This window comes from Pleionea sediminis (genome assembly GCF_007570825.1).
GTDB lineage: Bacteria > Pseudomonadota > Gammaproteobacteria > Enterobacterales > Kangiellaceae > Pleionea > Pleionea sediminis.
Map to the genome: position 1 here is coordinate 110,724 of NZ_SUNB01000003.1, position 24,299 is coordinate 135,022.

Sequence of the window (24,299 nt, forward strand, 5' to 3'; positions counted from 1 at the left end):
CTGGCATTGAGCGTACTTTTTCAACTCTGGTTTGGGTTATGTTAAACTAACCGAATTAAACGTTTGTCCAATTCGGGGAAAGCATGAGCTTTACAGGTACTGAAAACTATATTGCAACGGAAGAGCTGCAAATGGCGGTTAACGCAGCCAAAACTTTAGAACGCCCACTTTTGATCAAAGGTGAGCCCGGCACCGGCAAAACAATGCTCGCCGAAGAAGTCGCTGCAGCTCTGGATATGCCATTGGTACAGTGGCATATCAAATCGACCACAAAAGCGCATCAGGGGTTGTACGAATACGATGCGGTATCACGTCTTCGTGATTCACAACTTGGGGTCGACAAAATTCACGATATAAAAAATTACATCAAGAAAGGAAAGCTCTGGGAAGCTTTTGCTTCCGAGCAACAAGTTGTATTGCTGATCGATGAAATCGATAAAGCCGATATTGAGTTCCCAAATGATTTGCTACAAGAGCTCGATAAAATGGAATTTTTTGTCTATGAAACAGGTGAAACAATTAAAGCGATTCATCGCCCGATTATCATTATAACCAGCAACAATGAAAAAGAACTTCCGGATGCATTTTTGCGTCGCTGTTTTTTCCACTACATTAACTTCCCCGACCGGGAAACGATGCAACAAATCGTCAATGTCCACTTTCCTGATTTAAAATCATCATTGATAAAAGAAGCCATGGATATATTCTTTCAAGTTCGCGAAACCCGTGGATTAAAGAAAAAGCCCTCTACATCAGAGCTGATTGATTGGTTGAAGTTGTTAGCTGCCGATGATTTATCCGAGCAAGCTTTAAAAGAACGCGATCCCTCGAAAGCCATTCCGCCCTTATATGGTGCGTTATTGAAAAATGAACAAGACGTGCACTTGTTACAAAAACTTGCGTTCATGTTAAAACGCGAATCATAAGTCATGAATTACTTTGTCAAACACGGTATCTATAAATAATAATGCTTATTGATTTCTTTTATACATTGCGAAAAGTCGGGCTTCCTGTCTCGATAAAAGAGTTGCTGCACCTATTAGAAGCGCTTGAAAAGAGAGTGACGTTTGGCAACCTGGAAGACTTTTATGTTCTTGCAAGGCTTTGTCTCATCAAAGATGAAAAATACTTTGATCGTTTTGATAAAGCATTCGGATTGTACTTCAATGAGCTTGAAAGTATCGATGACATTCTAGAAGCGCTGATTCCCGAAGATTGGCTGCGAGCTGAATTTATGAAGCACCTCTCTGAAGAAGAGAAAGCAGAAATAAAGTCACTGGGTGGCCTTGATAAGTTGTTGGAAACTTTTAAAGAGCGTCTAAAAGAACAACAAAAACGCCATGCCGGTGGCAATAAATGGATTGGAACAGGCGGCACATCACCGTTTGGTCACAGTGGCTATCACCCCGAAGGAATTCGCGTGGGTGGACAGAGTCGAAATAAAAGCGCTGCGAAAGTATGGGAAAAACGCCAATTTCGCGATCTTGACGATAGCGTCGAAGTCGGCACCCGGAACATGCAGGTTGCGTTAAGAAAATTGCGCAAGTTTGCCCGAACGGGAGCACATGAAGAACTCGATTTAGATGAAACCATCAGCTCAACTGCTAAAAATGCCGGTTTACTTGATATAAAAATGGTACCCGAGCGTCATAACGCCGTTAAGGTATTGCTGTTTTTGGATGTTGGCGGCTCGATGGATCCTTACATTCAAATTTGCGAAGAATTATTTTCTGCTTGTAAAACTGAATTTAAGCATTTAGAACATTTCTATTTTCACAACTTTATTTATGAAAATGTCTGGAAAGAAAACGCACGTCGCGACACTGACTACATTCCACTCATTGACGTTTTGCACACTTACAGTAACGATTATAAGGTCATTTTTATTGGCGATGCCTCTATGTCGCCCTACGAAATTTCCCACCCCTTTGGAAGTGTTGAGCATATGAATGAGGAACCAGGATACGTTTGGATGCAACGCCTGAAAGCTCAATTTGATAAAGTTGTTTGGCTAAACCCGGTAGAGCCTGAATATTGGCGCTACACTCACAGTATAGGCATGACAAACGAGTTGCTCGAAGGTGAAATGTACCCCTTAACGCTGGCAGGAATGGAGCAAGCAATTAAGTCGCTCAGTGATTAAATGATCATCTTTAATTTTAAATGTTGGTAATCAAGATATTAAAAACAAACAGACTGAACTATCTTATTTAATTCTAATATTTGATTGTTTTCCTTTTTCATCTTGGCATCAACAGCGCGCAAATTCGCTACAAATTCAATAGCGTACTTCTCGAGCTCAGATCCTTTTTCAAACTGATAACTGTGATAATTCTCAATGCGCTGATCGAGAATTTTAGACGGATTAAATCGACCAAACACATTTAAAAAGCAACGTAATTTGTAGCGATTGTAATTAGATACCTCATCTATTTTAAAACACTCTGAAATCGGATATTTAAGTTCAGTAAATCCATAGTCTTTAGCAAGATCGTAGTAAGACATATGTTCTGTGGTATGCAGTACAGACACCTGCCAAATTAAAATAGACAGGCACTTAACTTTATCGCACTGACTAAATCCAGGAATAACTGACTCAATAAATGTTTGAATGCGTTCGTAATCATCTTCATCAATATAATCAGTCACTTTATTTACAAAGTTTTCAATCACATCATAATAGTGCTTTAAAAAGTCAAAGTAAGGAATGCGTGTGTCCATCCGTTCGGGAAAACGACAATGATTCTCAAACTCATCGTAATGATTTGCCGTATTTTCTAATACGCCCTCTCGAAATTCACTCCCATAAACGGGAAAGCATTTCCAAGGAGTGATTTTATTTTTAAAGGATGGCGAATTATCCGTCGATTTTTGAACATATACGGCTTGATTATTGATGCGATTAGTAAATCGAGTGTGAGGATAAAGCAATTTATATAAGACACTATCACGATTAAGCTTTTTAAACACTGCAGCAGCAAAACTGTCGGGGTAAGTAAAGTGAACCCAATTGTGGGATGCCATCGGTATAACAACGGAATATTGGTACACAAGATGATTCAATGCAGTTGACCAGCGCGCATGGTCAGGTTCATAAGTATTACCCTGCACGTCCTTTATCAAATAATAATCCTTTTCGGGATTAAACTTAAATGACTCAATATCAAATGAATACCCTTGCCAAACAGGCGCTTTCATCACTTTAAAATCAACGAAATAACAGCTCTCTTCATCTAACCAGCGAGTCATCAAAGCGCCGGCCGATGACAAAAACATTCGACTCACAACTTCGTTAGTCGGAGGTTTGGGTCTATTTTTACCGCAGACCATTAAAGCTAATTCATGCGCAACACCACTTGTCATTGGTTTAAGATAAGTTTCACTTCGATAATTAAGAAAATCGAGCTCTAACTCTCTAGGAACCTCAAGCGTCATAGCAATTTTACGGCCTTTTGGCTCATCGACTCGATGAATAAAGTCCAACGTATTATCCGAACGTTTTGCCCGCTTTATCGCCTTAGCGATCGCTTCTTTCAACAATAATTTCAAAGGATAAAATAAAACTTTAAATACAAATGACGTTAGCGGCACTAACATTGTTTCTCTCCGGTTAACAACTTCCCTAAAAACAGGGTAAATTTAAACCTAGATTGAGTTTAGCACAGAGGATTTTTAACGCTACGGACAGACATCGAACTACAGCACATCCTTTGGGATTATATAGCGCGTATAGGTTTTAAGACGTTTTGATAAATCAACCTTGTCATCGGGATTCCAGTTCGGTGTTATTTTCCAGGCATTTTCAGGCTTAAACTCTTCCTCAATTCCTTGAAGAACCTTTTCAGCAATCGTTCTATCGTCAATAATGGCTAGACATTCGGTATTTAAATAAGCACTTCGTGGATCTAAATTGAAACTACCAATAACAGTAACCTTTTCATCGACAACCAAGGTTTTGGCATGTGTTCCAAAAATCGCGGTATGACCTAACTCTTCTTGTAACTCACTCGAAGCTAATTCGAGCCTTACTTTTGCATCAGGCCGAAACTCAAAAACATGAACACCCGTTGCTAATAGTTCATCTCTGTCCCTTTGGTAACCACTGAAAGCTTCAACATTATCAGTTGACGCCAAACTGTTGGTAAGAATACGAACGTTCACACCTTTATCAACTGCTGCTTTAAATAACATTCGTGTCGATTCAGAGGTCACCAGATAAGGCGTTTGAATATCAACCGATTGTTTTGCATTAGCAATTAAATCAATTAACTTAGCAGCGGTGTTACTGCCACTCTCCCCCATCTTATTTGGTGAGTCACACACCATGTTCGCACTCTCAGTCCAAACTAAATCCCCCGACTTTTGTATTGAGTGAAATACTCTGGACAAATTTCTAACTTGCTCGCGTATTTGAGGCCAATAATTTTGAGGGTTACACGCATACTCATGCAGTCGTTCAAATTGGTGAGAAATTTCCCTTCCTTCTTTTTCATCCTCAAGTATTTTAGTCACATCAACACTTAATTGATGATTCCAATATTGATTAAAAATACGTTGCCCTTGCTCAGCAGCTTGCCCTAACAATAAAACGTCTCGGTCTCGAAAGTTGTATCGATGGTTAAAGTCGAAATACATGCCTTCAATATTACGACCTCCTGTGATTAACACTTGTCCATCGACAATAAATAGTTTGTTATGCATTCGCTGATTCGCACCGTCAAAATCTGTGGCGAACTTTTTGATTTTTTCAAAGAAATTTTTTCCAAGATTAACGCCTGGATTATAAATTTTTATCGAGATGTTGGGATGCGATGCCATAGCGAGTATTTCTCGTTCTTCAAACTCCACCATAAAATCGTCAACCAATACACGGACTTGGATACCGCGATCCGCTGCGTGAACCAGGTAGTCGAAAGCAATCAAGCCAACATTATCTTTCGAGAAAATAAAATACTGGACATCGATAGATTTTTCCGCTGCATCAGACAACCAAGCTCGAGTTAAGATGGCACTCGTGCCCGTCTCTAGCGGAAAAACTCCTGTACTTTTTGCCAACTTGTCCCTAAAAGGCCGTAAAACATCAGAAAGCTTTTCAGAATGGTTTTTCTCTAATCCATCACAATAATGAGTAGTTGGCTTTAAAGATGGTGAGTCATCACGCAGAAAAAACCAAGTCGTAGCCAAAGTAACCAAAAGTAGACAGACAAAAAGGATAAACCTGATATACAAAACGCCATAACACTTCGTCGGCTTGAACTGTCGTTTCCCAACCACTTTCATATCCTACTAAATTTTATTTCCCTTAGCTTAGCGTCTCACGAATAATAAATCGAACATTCGCAGCGCACGATCCCACCATGATCGAAGCTTGACGGCCGTCATACAACCTTACAAGGGCTTAGTTTTAGGAGTTTGTAAAGCTTATCGATGTAATCTCGTTATTTGATGAGTATTCACTAATTCTTAAAAGTCACGGATTTTACAACCAAGCGAAATGGCTCCTCATTTTTATCGGCAATTAAAAATCCCATTTGCCGTATTTCATCAAATGATAACCGTCGAGGGTCACTAATTGCATATCCGCGATAGGTCGCTTGAAAGTCCTTCGAAGAGTATTCGAAACGCATCAACTGATCTTTTTCAGTCGAGAATTTTACTGCATAGGCCGGACCATCGAGTCTACGATTAGTACGAAAACGTAATTGATATTCTCGACCATCGCCCTCCACCTCGATAAGCACCTTGGTAATCCGCTCCGAAAACCTTGGCTCAAATGCAGCTCGAGTAGAAGCGAAACCACCGTTGTTATCCAGAGACAACGCCCCTGAAAATACCAGACTTCCTTCTTTCGACTCAACGTTACTCTGAGATAAGCCACCCATTACTGTGTCATTGACAATCAGCCAAGGGCCAAGTTGATACTCCTGCTTTGCAGCTAACGGAATCACCATCGCGAGAAGAAAACCAAAAATGATGCTATTCATAATTACTATTTACGTTTCCGACAAGGCGTTAGAGCAACACTAGAATTAGTAAAAAAACAACCTAATACAATTTAGCGAGTCGTTTCCAGTAGAGAGATGAGACCATCGGCAACATCATGTCGCCAATTTAAATAAGCGTGGCCGCCTTTGTATTCACGGTAATCTACTGAATACCCCTTGACGAGTAAAATATCACGCAATTGACGGTTTGTACCGATAATAGCAGCTCCCAGGTCATATAAACCTGCACTTAAATAAAACCTTATTGGTAGCTGCTTTTTGCTTTTATACTGCTTAGTGATCGTTCCCTCAAACTCAGGATAAATAGGCCAATTCTCTTTTGATTGATTGGTAATCCAAAAAGCGCCTGATTGAGATAATACAGCATCGATCCGATCAGGATAATGAAATGCAATATTCGCGGCTGCAAAACCACCCCGACTTGATCCGGCCAAGATTACTTGGCTCTCCTTTCCTATCTTATATTGTCTGTTCGCCCAGTCGATGACTTCTTCTGCCACAAATTTAGCAAGCCTGGCGTCCGTTAAGAAAGAATTTCGATTATCGTCCGACGGAATAAAGATCGCCATTGTTGGTGGAATCTTACCCTCACCTATTATGTTGTCTAAAATCGTTGGCGTTGGAACCCAGCTTTGCCATAAATCACCTGCATTGGCAGGTGCGGCATATTCGTTACCATCAAATAAAATCACTAAATTCATTTTTCGGTATTGTCTATAATCGTGGGGCAAATAAATATTAAGTGTTTTCTTCGTTCCGAATACCAAACTATTAATTTCTACCTCAAACGTTTCACCTAACGGAACACTTTGGTTTGGTGTTATGTACGGCGAAATTGGAGCTTCAGGTCCAATGACACTATTGTCATATATATGTCTCATATCAGACCGATTAACTTTGCCTAAATTACTTTTCGCAAACTCATTATATCCATAATTGAACATCGCATCTTTGGGCACCTTCTGGGTGCAAAAATACAGATTCGATTGACCAATTTGTTTAAAGCGCAAGCCATAAAAGTCGGGACCTCCTGCCTGCAAAATATAATCGGTTTCATCACTCCCCAGTGCAAAATATGTTACAAGAACATTCTCATCATCATTAGTGATAGCTTCAATAATATGTTTTGGGTTCAGTTTCTGATAAAAGGTATTAGTTGACTTTGGGTTTTCAAGCCAAGACTCCCACAATCCAAATAAAGTCTCTGTAGGATATTCTTTTAATGCAATTTTTCGAATTTCATCGCGCGAAACATCACTAGTACATAAGGCCTTAATTGAAAGGAATAATATCAGTAAAAACAAACCGTATTTTATATGCATAAAAGTCCTTCGATTTACTTTTTAAAACTTCAAAAATAATAATGTAGTCAGAGTTCACGATCGGACTGTTGCTAAGTCCATGTAACCTATAGTAGCTTATTAATCGTTTTCATAATAGTTATTGACAGATTCAAGTTTATAATTCTTTGAACGAGTAAATATATCCCGACAAAGAGTTTTCCGAAAGCATAGACGACCATAATTTTCATCATAAATTATACATTCACAATGCCTTGCTCAAGCTGGCACATCCTCAACACCTTCAAGAATTACAAGACAGAGAATAATCCATTCCCCAATATACAGATTTTCCTAGCCATGAACTATTAGACTCTAACTAATCATTCGATACATTTAAATATTGCTACCTCTCTCATGCCCGCCCGACAGGCCAACATCGATTTACAGAATTTGAGTCCATTATTCCTAACACAATTACCTTAATACTGTTTAAAAAAGCAGAGTTATTGACCCAGTTACTGGAAAATTGATTAGAAAGTTATTATCCACTGCGTTTTAGTCGCGACTAATGGTTTCTATCAATGCTATATTCCGTTAAACTTGCGCATCATTTTTATAGCACAATACGGATAAGTTTACTCTTGATCGCAACAGCCAACATCGCCATGCAATTTGGCGCCAAACCTTTATTTGAAAATGTCTCAGTAAAATTCAACAACGGCAATCGTTATGGCCTGATTGGTGCCAACGGTTGCGGAAAGTCCACCTTTATGAAAATTCTGGGTGGCGACCTAGAGCCGTCGGCCGGAAATGTCATGTTAGGTGACAATATAACCCTCGGTAAACTGAGACAGGATCAATTTGCTTTCGAAGAATACAGTGTTATGGATACCGTTCTCATGGGTAACACCGAACTGTGGGAAGTCAAGAAAGAGCGTGATCGTATTTATAGCCTTCCTGAAATGAGTGAACAAGACGGAATGGACGTGGCCGACCTTGAAGTAAAATTTGCTGAGATGGACGGTTACACAGCGGAATCTCGCGCTGGTGAGTTATTGCTAGGATTAGAAATTCCTACCGAACAACACTTTGGTCCAATGACCGATGTTGCGCCTGGTTGGAAACTGCGAGTGTTATTGGCTCAGGCCTTATTTTCGGATCCCGATGTACTATTGCTGGACGAACCAACGAATAACCTGGATATCAATACCATTCGCTGGTTAGAACAAGTGTTAGTCGAAAGAAACAGTACCATGGTTATCATTTCGCACGATCGACACTTTCTAAATACGGTGTGCACTCACATGGCCGATTTGGATTATGGAGAAATAACCCTTTTTCCAGGCAACTATGACGAATATATGATGGCGGCAACGCAAGCACGCGAGAAAATGCTGAACGAAAACGCCAAGAAAAAAGCTCAAATCGCCGAACTACAGAGTTTTGTAAGTCGCTTCTCGGCGAATGCATCCAAAGCCAAGCAAGCAACATCACGTGCCAAACAAATTGAAAAAATTCAATTGGCAGAAGTGAAACCATCGAGTCGAGTGAGCCCATACATCAAATTCGATCAAGAGAAAAAGTTACATCGTCTGGCTGTTACCGTAGAAGGTCTCGCTAAGTCATTTGATCACACCTTATTTAAAGGCCTGAACTTACAAGTAGAAGCTGGTGAGCGCATTGGTATAATTGGCCAAAATGGTGCCGGTAAAACAACGCTACTACGATGTCTATTAGGCGAAGTGCCTGCCGATGAAGGTAAAGTTAAATGGGCTGAGCAAGCAGATATTGGATACATTGCTCAAGATCATGCTAACGACTTTAAAGAAGACACAACTCTATTCGATTGGATGAAGCAATGGACCACCGGTGACGATCAATTGGTACGCGGTGCACTCGGCCGAATGTTATTTTCAAACGATGATGTAAAAAAGAATGTAAAAGTTTTATCGGGTGGTGAAAAAGGACGCATGTTATTTGGAAAGATGACATTACTCAATCCTAATGTATTAGTTTTGGATGAACCCACTAACCACTTGGATATGGAATCTATCGAAGCATTAAATCTAGCACTCGAAAACTATCCAGGAACTTTATTTTTCGTCAGTCACGATCGCGAGTTTGTCTCATCGATTGCAACTCGTATCATAGACATTACACCTGAGGGCATTGTTGATTTTCAGGGGAATTATGAAGAATATCTAAAAAGCCAGGGAGTTAATTAAAACTCAGCCCATTTTGAAGAAAGTTATGGTTTTGACGACAATTACTTTTTAATGTAATGACTCCCAAGCCCAAACACCAAGCTTGGGAGTTCTTATTTCTCGCCTGAAAAGCGACTTCTCCTACTCCCTCTATACCTTCTCAGAACTTCACATTGTTATAAAACGCGTTTCTTTTTAATGTCAAAATTAATAATCAATCTGCAACATTTATTGAATGTAATGATACCAACCACATTTTCTTTTCGAGATAATTAATAACCTCATCTTTAAAAGATCATCAACAAATAAAAACTATTTTGATTTATAATCCGAGAAATTAGAGTAATCTTAAATTAAATCTTAGACTTTTAAATCTTCGTAAAGCGTTCAAAAATACACTTTCAGGAATATTACAATAATAATGAATAAAGTAATTCACACACTGATAACTATTCAAACGATATTAATTATCTTCCTAACCATCGTTGTTGCTAATCTGGATAAAAAAATCACGACTCTTAGCAATAATACTTCTCAACTCCAGAAAGTACCCGACACTGTGACTCAAACCGAAAACAACCTATTAAAGTCGCGTTTTCATGCAGCACACTGTGACCAAAAGAACTTACAACCTATTATTAACCAGCTGAAAAAACTATTGGCATTTCATCAAAAAGACAGTCAGCCAACATCAAACTCAAAAGCAACTGACGCTTATCACAATAATAGTGAAATACTTCAACAAGTCGAAGCAAAAATTAACCACTTTATCAGTCTTGGTTCAATTTCTAACGAAGATTTCTTTTTATTATCAAAAGAGTCATCTCAATTACCTAAAGAAGAGCGAGACAAGTTATTTAAAAAGCTCGCTAAAGCACTTAACAAACTTTAATAAAAAGAGTTCATCACAACAACAAAAACCAGGAGAAGAAAATGAAATTATTACCAATAATAACTCTGATAACTATTGTTCTGTTAACCTCAGCCGTTCATGCGGTTACTGTCGTTAAATACTCCGATGGTAGTGGCTATGCTTATGGCATTTTTAAAAGCAACGCAGCTACGTCGGAAAGTTTAACTTGTGCCCGAGCTGAAGCTGTAGCAACCAATAATTCGATCGGATATAGCAATGTTTGGTGTTCAGCCTACGATTCAAATGGCAATCGCGCTTATTGCTCGAGCACCAATCCAGAGTTTGCTCAAAGAATCAAAGGACTGAGCGATTATGGCCGACTGTTAATACGCTGGACGGCGGATGGTGAATGCTATGCAATGCAATTCGTCAATGCCACTTATTATACGGAATAAAAGAATTACCCGGTTAAAAGCATCCTAACTGGATCTGAATGGGTTGATCATAATCTTACTTGTTTATGGTCAACACCCATTAACTTTCCTTTAATAACTGCCCTTTTTTGCTCAGATATTTCAGGCGATCCTGACTTTTAACTATCATTATCTCATTATCAGCGTATAATCGCTCACAATTTATTCCGTCTTTCCCGAGCTCAACATAGACTTACGATTCGGTATTGACTCCCTCTTTTAGGATCTCAGCTGTGACCTCATCATTATTTTCTTCATTGCCTTTATCAAAAGCAATGTTAGCCAATTTACAAGCGCTCGATTATTCAGAAATGACGCCTATTCAAGAGCACAGCTTGCCCATCATTTTAGAAGGCAACGACCTAATTGCTCAGGCGAAAACAGGCAGTGGGAAAACAGCCGCATTTGGTATTGGCTTACTGCATTCATTGGATGTCGGGCAATTTGTGACTCAAGCATTAGTTATTTGCCCAACTCGAGAGCTTTCCGACCAGGTGTGTAACGAATTACGGCGCTTAGCCCGTGCAATTCCGAATACAAAAATCACGGCACTGTGTGGTGGAAAACCCATGGGTGGACAACTTGCATCACTCGAGCGTCCTCCACATATTGTGGTTGGCACGCCCGGTCGGTTATTAAAACATTTAGCCAAAGCAACATTGAACCTCGACTATTTGAAAACTTTAGTTCTTGATGAGGCCGATCGCATGTTGGATATGGGATTTATTGATGATATAAAATCCATTATCGAACGAACTCCCGAAAAAAGACAAACCTTGCTTTTTTCCGCGACTTATCCCGAAGAAATTAAACACATCAGTTCAAGCGTTCAACACGAACCTCAAGATGTTCGTGTTGAAACGCATCATGAAAACAATAAGATTGAGCAAGTGTTTTATGAAGTTGAAAAAGACACTCGTACCGACGCATTATTTAATGTTCTGGGCGAAACACAACCCAATGCCTGTGTTATCTTTTGTAATCGAAAGCAGCAGTGCGACGATGTTGCGCGTCAACTAAGTTCTCGCGGTATCGCCGCAAAAGCATTGCATGGCGATTTAGAACAAAAGGATCGTGACCGAGTATTAAGTCAATTTTCGAATCAAAGTTGTAATGTATTAATCGCGACCGATGTCGCGGCACGTGGCTTGGATATTAAAGAATTGCCGCTCGTTATCAATTATGAGTTATCGCATGATCCTGAAGTACACGTTCATCGCGTTGGCCGAACTGGGCGCGCAGGAGCAAAAGGCAAAGCCATCAGTTTATTTAAAACTTCAGAAATGCCAAAAGTCCTTGCTATAGAAAATCAAAGTCAACAAACTTTAGTAATTAAATCTTATCGCGATATTGCTGGTGCTCAAGTCTACGCAGTTAGACCGAATAAAGTCACACTGGAAATTAATGGCGGACGTAAAGATAAATTGCGTGCTGGAGATATTTTAGGAGCCCTGACAGCAACAAAAGAACTCTCAGGAGATGACATTGGAAAAATTGATCGATTTGAGCGATTAACCTACGTGGCAGTCAATGCCAAGAAAGCGGCCGTCGCTCTAAACCAATTAAACAATGGAAAAATCAAAGGGCGAATGTTTAAAGCTCGACAAGTGAATTGATTAAAAAGCTATTGTAAGGGTATTGTTGAATACCCTTACTTATCAATCCCCTTAAAGCCCCAGTTCCCATCAAATCTCACTAGCGCATCCCCATTTACATCCTTAATGCACCTTTTATCTGCTTTAGATTCCGCTCTTAGCCCACAAACTTACCAGATTTCCTCATACTTAATAGGATTTAGCCCTCATAAAGAACCTTAATTTGCCATATAAGAAAACCCGTACTAATTTAATTGTTATATAACAAAAGTCTGTACGGATGATTGACATGAAGCCTTCCAGAGTTGCCTTAGCGGTGAGTACCGCTTTAGCTTGCCCTTTTCCACTCATAGCGGCAGAGAATGATGAATTAAGAAACGAGATTAGCCTTGAAGATTTGTTAAATCTCGATATCACTGTAACTGCAACACGTCGTAGCTCATCGATTCAAGATATTCCCTTTAATATTACGGCACTCAGTGGAACCCAACTCGAAGCGCGGGATGTAACCAATTTACTCGAACTCTCACGTTGGGTCCCTGGACTAACGGTTGTTGAGCAAGGCCGACGCGACCGCGAAACCGCCATTATCATGCGGGGTTTAAACACCAGTGCAACCCCGGAAGCCGGTCAAGATGGTACCGTTGCTAGTTATTATGGTGATGTACCAATGACCGTCGATCTCTATATGCATGACATTGATCGAATTGAAGTGTTAATCGGTCCGCAAGGAACACTATACGGTGCAGGTACTTTGGGTGGAGCCGTTCGTTACATTCCGACCCAGCCGGATTTAGAACAACAAGTTACTGAGTTTTCAGCCGCTTTAGAAACCAACGAAGAGAGTTCGAATATTGGTTACACAACACAAATATTAAGTAATTTTTCACTTATCCCTTCAGAATTAGCGTTTCGATTCAGTCTAGTCGGTGAAGAAACGTCGGGGTATGTTGATTATCCACATTTGGTTCGTACGATTGGTCAGTCGAATCCCGAGCCGGATTTCAGCGATCCAAACGACGTTGCCGCAAACCTACGTTCTGAAGATGACAGCGACCGATCAACATTAATGAGCGGCCGATTAGCATTACGCTGGAAACCTACAGAAACTTTTGACTCGTTATTTACCTATGTCTTTCAACATGAAGACTTGGACGCACGTTCAATGATTCATTTCGATGCGCTGGCAGAAGAGTCAACCATTCCTATTGGAAAATACGAATCGGCGTTACGATTGTTAGAGCCTGTGGACAAAGAATACAGCTTATTCAGTATTGAAATGACATGGTCACTGGGATTTGCCGATTTAACTTCTGTTACTGGGCACAGTGAATACGAAGAAGAAGGCTGGCGTGATCAAACTGACTTACTACTCGACTTTGAGTATGGCTACGAAGACTACCCCGCATTCACAGCGTTTACTCGTGACACCGAAGATGAAGAGTTAACAACACAAGAAATCCGTCTGGTATCAACCAGTGACTCCAAATTAAGTTGGATAGCAGGAGTTTATTACAGTGATTTCGAAGAAGACGTATGGTCTTATGAATTCACTCCAGGCATCCCAGAATTTTTTGGCGTTATCCGACCCGATAACCTCGAATACGTATCTCGTGATGTCAAAGAGCTTACGGAAACCGCTTTATTTGGTGAATTAAGTTATCAGTTTACCGACGACTGGCAAATAACTTTAGGAACACGCTATTTCAAATACAAAGATGTTTCTGCCGGCGCACAAGATCTTCCACTGTTAAACACCTTGGAAGGCAATGCTGGTCCTACAGAAGTAAATTTGGATCTGGAGTCTCATGAAGCTGACGATAACGGCACCCTATTCAAACTCAACAGTTCTTATAAGTTTGAAGATAATTTAATGAGTTATATTACCGTAAGTAACGGCTATCGAGTCGGAGGTGTTAACGGTGTGCGTCCCTGTACGCCCGACGATTTAGCCAATCCAGGTCAAGCCTTGTGTGGCTTACCCAACGAAGAGGCCTTTAAAGAAGATTTAACGTTAAATCAGGAAATCGGTATTCGCTCTAAATGGTTAGACAATCAGCTCACCTTAAATGCCGCTTTATATCAAGTCAATTGGGAAGATATCCAGTTGGCAGGACGAACTGAAAATGGTGGCATAAACATTACAACGAATGCTGGTGAAGCCGTAACTCGCGGTTTCGAAATTACGGCTCAATACAACGCCGGTAGTAACTTTCAAATTAACAGTACCTTTGCTTTTAACGATGCACAACTTAAAGGCGATGCTGAAGGTCTAGGTGCAGAAGATGGTGATCGTCTTCCAGCAACACCGGAACAAAATTTAACGTCTGAGTTTCGTTACATTGGAGACGATGGTAAATTTTCCGCTGCTTACAGCTTTTTCTATCAAAGTGATGTGCTCACATCCGTTGCAGAAGTTAATGGCGGGCAAAAACTACCAAGTTTTACACTTCACAACTTAACCGCTCGGTATAAAAAAGACGACTGGAGTGTTTCATTTTATATCAATAATTTATTGAATGAATATGCGGTTACCTCCGTTCGCCAAAACTTAACGAAAGTAAGAATGATTGAGGACGATCTCGGTAACCCACTATTTACACTCCGTTACCATGGACGATACATCACACAGCCGCGGACCATGGGCGCAGTCTTTCATATGAACTTTTAATCAGAATAAGCGATTCCAGCAGAGTCTAGAATCGCCTTTACTTCAGTTAAATAATTCTCGTAATTTTTCCATTTGTTCACTGACCGATTATGAATCGGTTCTCTTACCTGAACAGCACTAGCAGTCGCGACAGGTGTTATATTTGACTCGATCGCCACGCATTGCGGTTCCCACTCTAAGTCACAATGCTTTAAAATTTTTCTCGCTTCAGACTCTGACTGATTGACCAACTCCTGATAATCAACCACAAAGAAATTATTAGGATACTTTTTGGCCCACAATTGTTGCAATCGCTTGAAAAGAACAAAGTACTGAGCCGTCGTTTCTAACGCAAATGCATAATTGTAATACGAATAGTTCACCGCGAAGAGCTGAGTAAAATTACTGATAATGGTATCCAATGGATGCCGATCCAAGCATATAATCTTAGCGTTAGGCATTGCTTGTAAAATAAAACCCACATATAAAATATTTAGTGGCATTTTATCGACAAACTTTTTTTCTTTAAGATTTACAATGTTTGTACTTTCTAAGTATTTTTCACCCAGCACAGAGAAATTAACAGAAATGGCTGCTTGAATCGTTTCTTTATCTAGCAGTTTTTTCGTCTGTGTTTTCGTTAGTTGTTTCAGTAACATACCGAAGTTTTGCAATTCGCCAAAAGAAACCACATCCGAATGATTAGAAATGATTCTTTCGACCAGTGTCGTTCCTGTTCGAGGCATACCGACTACAAACAAAGCTGCGTCACTTTTACACTGACTCCGTCGAAATGAATGTTCGTCACTGAATTTTTCCATTAACTCATTAAACATGACTTCATCGTCAACAAATGAATATTGAGTAACTGCCAACTTTTTTTGTTTGGCAAGTTTCAGATATTCGATAACCTTAGAATATTCGCCAAGAGTTTGATATTCCGAAGCAATCGCATGACATAATCGTAAACGATCATCAACTGTTAATTCATTATTTAAGAGTAACTCTAACCGTTGAATGTGATTATTTTCTGCTGATATTCCTCCTAAACCGGACAATGCGACATGGGCTTTATAACAAGAAATATCGAGCTCGATAGCTCGTTCAAAACACTTCCGAGCCTCATCAATATCGCCGAGAATACGTAACGCCGCGCCCAAGTTATACAGAAAGTGCGTGTGCCGAGGTGATTTTTCTACCGCTTGTTTAAAAAACCTCAGCGATTCTGAATAGAGTCCTATGCGGGTCAATGCTGATCCCAGAGTATCTATCGTCAGCGCGCTTAACGGCGGTAAAGCCTCAGCTCGAGCGACCAGTTCTTGTACTTTTTCTTGTTCACCCCGTAATGCATAACATTTTGCTAAATGGGCCCAATATTCAGATTCATCAGAATTAAATTTAATAGCTTTTTCTATCAAAGCAATGGCTTTCGATATTTTTTGCGTTTCAGCAGCAATAATTCCCAATAAAAAATAAGCATCCGCATGCTCACTATCACGTTGAATAATTTGCACACATAGCTCGTGGGCTTGTCGATATTTTCCGTCGTTTACAAGCTGCTGGGCTTTTTTGTGAATGGCATCGATTTGCATTTTTGAAGGTATCGCACTTATCTCAGCACTATGATCGTATTAAAACTAACTTAGCAGAAGATGACGCAAAAAAGAAACAAATACCCTGAGTCTCCAATATTAAACCAGCATTGTGATTCATATTTTACAAATCAATCCGCTTCAATTTGAGAATCTCCAATAGGCAATTTATACTCTCTCCCTGAGTTAGAACACACAGCAATCACTGAGTTTACAGCCTCGTCTTATTTCACCGAATGACTCAATACAAAGAGAGGGAAGTTAATGCTTGAAAAGTTGTCTTTAGTTTTGGCAGTACTGAGTGCGGTTTGCATTGGCTACGCGAAGTGGTGGGGAATCTTTGACCTAACAACAAGCACTCCCCCATCGCCAAACGATACCGTACCAGAACTCGAAACCACCTATTATATATTAATAACTGGTTATGGCTGTTTGGGCCTGGCATTTTTAACCGGTCTCATCTCAACGCTTCGACTTGGCTCGGCAAATTTCAAATATTCGGGGCTCATAACCAGCTTTTTGGTTGGGGCTTATTTAGCCTATGAAATTTTAAAGCGATGAACTGAGCCGTTTACCAGTTCATTTTCCGGTTTATATTCACGAGCTGAATCGTCAATGGCCATAGCAAAGATCACCAAAATGTTTAATATTTGCTCAGAAAGAGTTAATTGACTCTCTTAAATCTTAATCAAAAACCTGCTTTTATTTCAAACTCCCTCCTTTGGTTTTTATGATTGCTTATTAAGTTTTCAATAATCAATCTTAGACTCAAAATGTCAAAATTCGCGAAATAGTATGCTTTTTAGCCAAACCTCCCAAAAAACAGATTGTTTATTAACCTATGTCGCATTTTTAAAATACCTTGTCGTGTTTTTAAACCTCAAATTCCTCGTCCTAAAAATCCAATCTCGATAAGATATTCAGCGTTGACGATGAGGAATTGATCAGCCAAGGAGACTGAGCGACAAAGGCACTAAGGATTGAATACATTTTGCCCTAAGGAAGGAAACGCTCACAGCATTGATGGAAATAATGGCCAAGGAGAATGAGCAACACGGCGACAGGGATTGAATGTTTTACCCTAAGGATGGAAACGCTCACTGTTTAACTAATTTAAAAAATGCGTCGAATAAATAGACCTAACATCAGTATTTAAAAGGAAGAAACATGACCCTAGGAAATCGTTTAATTGCAGCCTGTTTATTATTGATACTTGCGAATTTCGTTAGTGCCGACGACTCAAATAGATTTGGGTTATATCAAGGAAATATCGATTTCAGTCCAGGCGCGGAATCTAAGACAGGCATTATTTATGAACATAAGACCAGTGAAAAAGTAGGATTCATGTTCAATCACGATCAATACAAATATAAAGACCGTGAAAATCGCGCCCATACCATGGCTGCTATACATTATTATCCTGTGGGAGGATTACAGCTGGGTGCCGGAATCGGTATCGAAACATCTAATGATGGCACCAGTGGTGGAATTAGGCTCAGCTTAGGTTATGTATTTGAAATTGGCTCAGTCGCTATAACACCAATATTTCGACAGTATGGCAATGCGAGTGAAACAGGTATCGCTGTCCAGCTAATATTTTAAATCAACAACAACCTGCACTATAAGAATATTAACCAGACTTTTGAGCTAAGAACAAATTGAATTGCAACTTTGCGCTTAGCTCTAATTAACACTCACCGTGGCAAAAGCATCCGGAAAACTTAAGTTCGATATACTCTTTCATTTTTGAAATCCCACTCATCGAATTTAAAGCAAAATGAGCGGCGATAGATTGCAAAAGGAGCCTCAATAATATGTTATTCAATAAAACCCTCTACCTTAAAATCCAATACCTCAAAACCGTTTTTAGCTTTGGTCTAATCAGTACATTTTGTGCAATGACCAATGCCAGTGAGAATAATCGCGAACTGGGTACACTCAATGAAAAGGGTGAGCAATTAAACGAAAGTGTTATCAATAAAGGTTACCTTTCGGGCACAGGCGATTTCTAGAGTTTTCAAACAATGGTAAATATTTAGCCTTTACTTCTGCCGCCAATAATTTAATTCCCGAGGTCGATCTTAATTTCTATCCAGACATTTATCTTTTCTCGCTGGAGCAACAAGCCTTAAGTTTACTCTCTGCCGGTTTATCCGGAAAAGCAGTTGGAGCCTCAGATACGGGAACCTCATTTGCAACAGACAGCAATCATGTTTTATTTGTGTCTTACTCAAGCCAACTGGTTGACTCAGACACTAATGATAGATCCGACATTTTTCTAAAACAAACTTTAACACCCGCAACCGATATTGAAATTCTCAATATGAAAGACGGTCAAGTTTTTTTTGCTGATGAACTGATCACTATCGAAGCAGTCGCTTATGATGAAGAAGATGGTGATATCACACATCTTATTCGCTATTTTTCGAGTTTAGACGGCGAAATTAACAATCCCGCTTACCTCTCTGTCGGAGAACATCAACTCATTGCTTCAGTGACTGACAGTTCAGGCAACGAATCGTATGACTCGGTTAATGTTATTGTACAAGAGCCAGAAGCGCCGGTATTAAATTACTGCGAAGCGCAAGGACAAAATACAAATTATGAATGGATAGAATCGGTGACTCTCGGACAAACACCCTATCATTCTGGTAACAACCAAGGTTTTTTTGATCATGAAAGCACAATAGACTTTCACAAAAGTGGCGAAGCCATCACCTTTACACCGGGTTTTGCTTATAGCAATTATCAAGAAAATTGGACTCTATGGATTGATGCTAATAGAGATGGAGAGTTTTCATCGAATGAAGTTTATTTTGAAAGCGCATCACGCTACGAAACGACCACAACGGTCGTTTTAGACTCATCCGATTCAGTTGGTAAAACTAAAATGCGCATCGCGATGCGATACGGGAGACCAGCGTCACCCTGTGGCAACTTTTATTACGGTGAAGTAGAAGACTTTACGATTAATATTATTGAGTAACAGTTTTTGCCCCGCATTCATTTCGAATGCGGGCTTTTAATTTTTAATCGATAAACTGTTCTTTCACTTTTGCTAAACCAAAGTTAAATGCTTGTTTAAGATCAATCTTTGGTGACATTACCCAATCATTCAGGTCAATATAAATATTGAACATGAGCGAATTAAATATGTCAACTTCTTTTAGAAACGCACTTTAGCTTTAAGCTAGAGGCGAATTGATAATGTCTTCCATGAACAGGATCTTGAAAAGAGAGTGAATTTGCCTGTAATTGCAATGGGTTATCGTAATCTTCTGCTGATTCTCTTGGTTTTAAGACTGGATAATAGCGATCATTTAATATCGGCATGCCAATACTCAACATGTGAAGTCTAAGCTGATGTGTTTTGCCCGTATGCGGTGTCAGTTTAAATAATCCCAACTCAGAAAATATTTCGACTAACTCAATATCACTCTTTGCATTAATTTCTTTGCCAGCCTTCACTTTAAACTGCTGAAACACTCTCTCCTGTTGACTGGGTTCAATGCGGTTTTCAACTCTCCAACTCAAAGGCAGTTTATTTACCGTATTAGTTAAAGCGGCAACGGCATAGTAAGTCTTTTTAACCCTTTGTTTGGCAAATAATTCATAATAACTTGCTCGACTTTTCGGATTAAGAGAAAACATTACCAATCCCGCAGTATCACGATCAAGCCGATGAACGGGTACAATATCGTTTAAATTCAATTGTCTTCGCAACCGAGCCAACAAACACTCATTGACGAATTGGCCTCCTGGTGTCACTTGTAAAAAATGCGGTTTATCAGCAATTAAGAAATGTTCATTTTGATAAATAATGTCATGCTCAAAAGGAATAGACGGCTCATTCATCACCTCTCGGTAATAGCAAACCACTTTTCCTTTCGTAAAAGCAGAGTTATCGTTGATTGTCGAGCCATCAAGCCAATGAACTTTGCCATCTGCTATCCTTTGCTGCCATTGCTCGATAGAAACATGCGGGAATTTATCGATTAAAAAATCAAGCACCGTCTTCCATCTATTTGAATCAGCCGGTAAGGTTATCTTCGATGGCTTTGTAGCAATACTCATAATCAATACTCAAACTTCGGAGTTACTTCAGGAAACTTAGCGTTAAATAATTGGAATCAATACAGAAAAGCATCAGAATTAACTTTCAACTGAAGAACTTTGATCTGAGAAGATTCAAACTCCAAACCAAAAAATATTGTCCCACTTCCCTTTACATAAATCGCACTGACTAAATAATTGCAACGCTCAACAGTGCCTGAGGAGACATCGGAAAATGATGAGCAACCTTTAAATACCTTTTTTGAACTGGACGGTTTTGCTTGAACATGCCCATCTGGTTGTCCCGGCTGATAAGGATTACTTGCCATATAGAGTGCCCAAATTTGTGTTTTAAAGAAAAAGCTCGCTAAAAAGCCAAGAATATCACCGTCAGTCAAAATAATATGACGATTAATACGTGATACAGATCTCATACTCAGTGTGAATATTACTCACTAATAGAATAGCCAATTTATTGAGTGTTTGAACAAAGTATCAGAATGCACTCGCCTCATTGGTTATGCTGCTGCTCATAAAAGTAACAATCAACTTGAGTAAATTCATCATTAGGATAGCTTACTCAGTACAGTGTCAGGAAGCAAAAATCATGGTTTTATCTGGGACTTTTCAAGGATTTACTGAAGTAATGAAGAAGGTATTTCTGCTTTTCATCCTGTCGGGCATGCTCACTGCTTGCGGAGGTAGCGATACCGACGAAGAAAACACGAATAACGGTGATGACGACGATACGCCAGAAGTCATCGACAGTGGCTTATGGGCACACAAATACAATGGAAGTTGGACACAAGTTCCTGATTTTACGACATTGACTGCAGAATCGAGTGAAGTGGTCGGAACGGTTGGAACCCACAATTTAGGCGAAACAAATTACGGACTCGTCCTCAGTGGATTAATCACTTTAGAAACCGCCGGTAACTACCGATTTCACTTAAATTCGGACGATGGCTCCAAACTTTATATCGACGGTCAATTAATTACTGACAATGACGGCACCCATTCTGCAGAAACAATTATCTCCGAACCAATCAGCCTGCAGCAAGGCGAACATGAACTTCGCGTCGAATATTTTCAAGGTCGTGGCTCTCAAACCCTGTCGTTAAGCTATCAATTAAATAGTGGCAGCGTCGATTTGGTTCCTTCTACAGCTTTATCACACACGGATGACCATCAAGATCCAAACTATGGCGCAGTAACTGATGATACCGGAGACGATGATTCTGACGATGGAACTGATGATGATACAGGAAACGACGACACAAATAATTTAATAACCTTGCCCGTCGAAGTGCTGGGCCCTGAAGGAACCACTCAAAGCGTTTCTTTTGAACTGACCGATCCCAGTGCAATTACTCATTTATATCTGCGTTGTAATTCATGTGGCTATCACGATATCGACCTCGACAAAAACACTAATAAAATAAAAGCCACCGTGCGTGTTAATGGCGGCAATGCAATTTCTTTAAAACATTTTACGGAAAAAGGTAACGTCTACGGAAATTCAGAAATCGACATTATTGGTGGTGAAGCAAATTACGGTGCTGCTGGCGGAGGTTTTCGAACGGTTAGAATGAAATTGCCTATCAATGGTCTCGTTGCGGGTGAAAATACATTAACTTTTGAACATCGTGATTTTGGCGCACCCAGCATTGGTTTTCGAATTATCGAACTCAATTTGTTAGAAAATAATGACCTCAATCAAAAGGTATTTGCAGACAATGCTTTTCAAGATGATGATCCGACTGATTGGACTCCGCCGCGAAATACCACAAGTGACATCAATCAAGGTGCCGCATTGTGGCGTGAGCGAAATAAATTGTATGATCCCTGGTTGGACAGCCTCGATGGTGACGGCAATGGCCAAGGTTCCATGTCTGGCGACATGCGAGCATCCTGTGCGGACTGTCATGCCGAAGACGGGCGCGATTTAAAATACTTTAATTTCTCCAATCGCTCCATTATAGAACGTTCAAAGTTTCACGGCTTAAGTCAAGAAGAAAGCGAACAAGTCGCTTCTTATATTCGCAGCCTCGATATTCCTCTCGTTGAACAAGCCCGTCCTTGGCATCCAACGTATCAACCAGGAGCGAACTTGGATGATCGCCCAGTTTATGAATGGGCAGCAGGTGCCGGTATTGATGCCATTTTAGATCGCGACGACCAAATAGAGTCCTATTTATTTCCCAATGGGACTTCTGATGCAGCGGTAAAAGCAGTGGTTGATCGTTACGCAACGCTCAACTTTCGCGAACTTCCCATGACAATCCCAATGCCAGAATGGAACCAATGGTTGCCTATCATTCATCCTGACGATGCGTTTGATATTTCAGCGTCAGCCATTCGTTCCGATTACGATGGTCGCGATGTCGGTATGCCCTACTACAAAAAACTTTACAATGACGCCATTGCAAATCCAAACCCAGAAACGATTGGAGCACTGGCCAAAGATGTAAAACGATGGTTGCGCAGTGGCTTAACTTGTCAACAAGGTGAACCGATGCGCGCTATCAATGGTGATATTCTTCGTACTATTCGTTTACCCATGCCATCGGTGAACTGGAATGACTGTGACGATATTGAAACGTCTGACACTGCGTTAGAAATTATCGAAATTGCCAAACGCGGTTTAACGGGATGGACATCGGTTAAAATGTGGGAAGTGATGCATTCCAACAATCTGGAGGAAGCGTCACAAACACAAAATCAGTCCGTGTGTTCTGATGGTCGGTGTATTGATGCCAGTGAAGCGCGCGGCTGGGTCGCAGAAGGCCGAAACGTTTTTGATCGAGCACCACATTTTATCGGTACAGGTGGTGGACGCAAATTTTTTACGCAAAGTGAAATGTTGGGTATTTTCGAAAGCAATTCCTGGTATCACCTCAATATGATTCTTAACCCAGGTTACCGCAATAGCATGCCTTCTCATTTCGCATATACATACAGCCATGTTGAATTGCTGCAACGCTATTCCGATATTGATCAAGGTTTTCGCTTTTGGGCGACGATGATCAAACAGCGTCAATTACAAACCAATGGTAAATATGGCGTAGAAGCAGGACTCGACTTACGAACGGCGCAACCTTATGTTTACTTTGGTACCGCACGGCGAACCACCAACACAGATGCGCAATCCAGTGTCGGTAACACGCTCTGGCGAAAATTAATTAATGCGATGCTCGAAGACTTCGTGGCCGATGCCGATAACGCGACTGCCGAAGACTGGGCTAACGCGAATCAAAACAGAAAAGTACAGCCAAGAGACAGTACCGACTTTTCAGGTTGCGACGGCACATGCAGTTTTGAATTAGGACCTTACCAGGGTAAAAACACTTATCGTGTTATTCCTGAGTTTAGAAACTTAGGTGTCGACGAAAGTATTCTTCAAGATCTGATTGATTGGTGCGAGAAGACCTGGCCCAGAGGCCCATGGGATAACATTCGATAATTAACTCTTCTTTATTTAAAAGCATCATGTCTTTTTCGAGTCGCTTCTACTTTGTTAGAGCGACTCAACTTGTTCACTTTCAACATTCTATATTTTCAAACTTCTTCAACGTAAGTCTGACGCTGCGA

General features: G+C 40.2%; 19 protein-coding genes. 12 read left to right on the plus strand and 7 right to left on the minus strand.

The features are described from left to right. Positions 1-83 precede the first annotated feature (83 nt). A complete protein-coding gene (locus FAX86_RS14390; protein ID WP_144394145.1) occupies positions 84-926 on the plus strand; it encodes an AAA family ATPase in 843 nt (280 codons plus the stop codon). A gap of 41 nt (positions 927-967) precedes the next feature. Continuing rightward, on the plus strand, positions 968-2,143 hold the full coding sequence (locus tag FAX86_RS14395; protein ID WP_144394146.1) for a vWA domain-containing protein: 1,176 nt from the start codon (positions 968-970) through the stop codon (positions 2,141-2,143). 38 nt (positions 2,144-2,181) lie between these two features. Here FAX86_RS14395 and FAX86_RS14400 read toward each other — a convergent pair whose 3' ends face one another. From FAX86_RS14400 to FAX86_RS14415, 4 genes are all read right to left on the minus strand, one after another. After that, entirely contained in the window at positions 2,182-3,597 is a 1,416-nt protein-coding gene (locus tag FAX86_RS14400) for a hypothetical protein (protein ID WP_144394148.1), read from the minus strand. Positions 3,598-3,696: 99 nt separating this feature from the next. After that, on the minus strand, positions 3,697-5,274 hold the full coding sequence (locus tag FAX86_RS14405) for a phospholipase D-like domain-containing protein (RefSeq protein WP_164503595.1): 1,578 nt from the start codon (positions 5,272-5,274) through the stop codon (positions 3,697-3,699). A gap of 182 nt (positions 5,275-5,456) precedes the next feature. Beyond that, a complete protein-coding gene (locus FAX86_RS14410; RefSeq protein WP_144394151.1) occupies positions 5,457-5,984 on the minus strand; it encodes a CIA30 family protein in 528 nt (175 codons plus the stop codon). Positions 5,985-6,055: 71 nt separating this feature from the next. Next, complete coding sequence (locus FAX86_RS14415) at positions 6,056-7,327, minus strand: alpha/beta hydrolase (protein ID WP_144394152.1); 1,272 nt, start codon at positions 7,325-7,327, stop codon at positions 6,056-6,058. A gap of 602 nt (positions 7,328-7,929) precedes the next feature. Between FAX86_RS14415 and FAX86_RS14420 the strand changes: the two genes are divergently transcribed. The 5 genes from FAX86_RS14420 to FAX86_RS14440 all read left to right on the plus strand — a co-directional run bounded on the left by FAX86_RS14420 (position 7,930) and on the right by FAX86_RS14440 (position 15,084). Beyond that, positions 7,930-9,513, plus strand: a complete 1,584-nt coding sequence (locus FAX86_RS14420) for an ABC-F family ATPase (protein WP_144394388.1) — start codon at positions 7,930-7,932, stop codon at positions 9,511-9,513. Positions 9,514-9,913: 400 nt separating this feature from the next. Then, positions 9,914-10,384: a hypothetical protein gene (locus tag FAX86_RS14425; RefSeq protein ID WP_144394154.1), complete on the plus strand. Its 471-nt coding sequence runs from the start codon at positions 9,914-9,916 to the stop codon at positions 10,382-10,384. 41 nt (positions 10,385-10,425) lie between these two features. Next, the gene (locus tag FAX86_RS14430) at positions 10,426-10,800 is read left to right on the plus strand and encodes a hypothetical protein (protein ID WP_144394156.1); all 375 of its coding nucleotides are present in this window, start codon (positions 10,426-10,428) and stop codon (positions 10,798-10,800) included. Between the two features lie 251 nt (positions 10,801-11,051). Next, positions 11,052-12,434, plus strand: a complete 1,383-nt coding sequence (gene dbpA / locus FAX86_RS14435; protein WP_144394157.1) for an ATP-dependent RNA helicase DbpA — start codon at positions 11,052-11,054, stop codon at positions 12,432-12,434. 268 nt (positions 12,435-12,702) lie between these two features. Then, positions 12,703-15,084 carry a TonB-dependent receptor gene (locus tag FAX86_RS14440; RefSeq protein WP_164503596.1) on the plus strand — a complete coding sequence of 794 codons (2,382 nt, stop codon included), beginning with the start codon at positions 12,703-12,705 and terminating at the stop codon, positions 15,082-15,084. Here FAX86_RS14440 and FAX86_RS14445 read toward each other — a convergent pair. Then, positions 15,081-16,655: a tetratricopeptide repeat-containing sulfotransferase family protein gene (locus FAX86_RS14445; RefSeq protein ID WP_144394160.1), complete on the minus strand. Its 1,575-nt coding sequence runs from the start codon at positions 16,653-16,655 to the stop codon at positions 15,081-15,083. The genes FAX86_RS14440 and FAX86_RS14445 overlap by 4 nt on opposite strands. A gap of 264 nt (positions 16,656-16,919) precedes the next feature. On the opposite strand from FAX86_RS14445, the gene FAX86_RS14450 reads away from it, so the two are divergent. The 4 genes from FAX86_RS14450 to FAX86_RS14465 all read left to right on the plus strand — a co-directional run bounded on the left by FAX86_RS14450 (position 16,920) and on the right by FAX86_RS14465 (position 19,641). Further along, positions 16,920-17,216: a hypothetical protein gene (locus tag FAX86_RS14450; protein WP_144394161.1), complete on the plus strand. Its 297-nt coding sequence runs from the start codon at positions 16,920-16,922 to the stop codon at positions 17,214-17,216. Positions 17,217-17,822: 606 nt separating this feature from the next. Then, complete coding sequence (locus FAX86_RS14455) at positions 17,823-18,257, plus strand: hypothetical protein (RefSeq protein WP_144394163.1); 435 nt, start codon at positions 17,823-17,825, stop codon at positions 18,255-18,257. 212 nt (positions 18,258-18,469) lie between these two features. After that, entirely contained in the window at positions 18,470-18,667 is a 198-nt protein-coding gene (locus FAX86_RS14460) for a hypothetical protein (protein WP_144394165.1), read from the plus strand. A gap of 209 nt (positions 18,668-18,876) precedes the next feature. Beyond that, complete coding sequence (locus FAX86_RS14465; protein ID WP_144394166.1) at positions 18,877-19,641, plus strand: GEVED domain-containing protein; 765 nt, start codon at positions 18,877-18,879, stop codon at positions 19,639-19,641. Between the two features lie 170 nt (positions 19,642-19,811). Here the strand turns inward: FAX86_RS14465 and FAX86_RS14470 are convergent, their stop codons facing one another. Then, a complete protein-coding gene (locus tag FAX86_RS14470; protein WP_144394168.1) occupies positions 19,812-20,729 on the minus strand; it encodes a pseudouridine synthase in 918 nt (305 codons plus the stop codon). A 56-nt stretch (positions 20,730-20,785) separates the two neighbouring features. After that, positions 20,786-21,142, minus strand: coding sequence for a hypothetical protein (locus FAX86_RS14475; RefSeq protein ID WP_144394170.1), 357 nt, complete (start codon positions 21,140-21,142; stop codon positions 20,786-20,788). Positions 21,143-21,315: 173 nt separating this feature from the next. Here FAX86_RS14475 and FAX86_RS14480 point away from each other — a divergent pair, with 173 nt between their 5' ends. Then, positions 21,316-24,171, plus strand: a complete 2,856-nt coding sequence (locus FAX86_RS14480; protein ID WP_164503597.1) for a PA14 domain-containing protein — start codon at positions 21,316-21,318, stop codon at positions 24,169-24,171. Positions 24,172-24,299 lie beyond the last annotated feature (128 nt).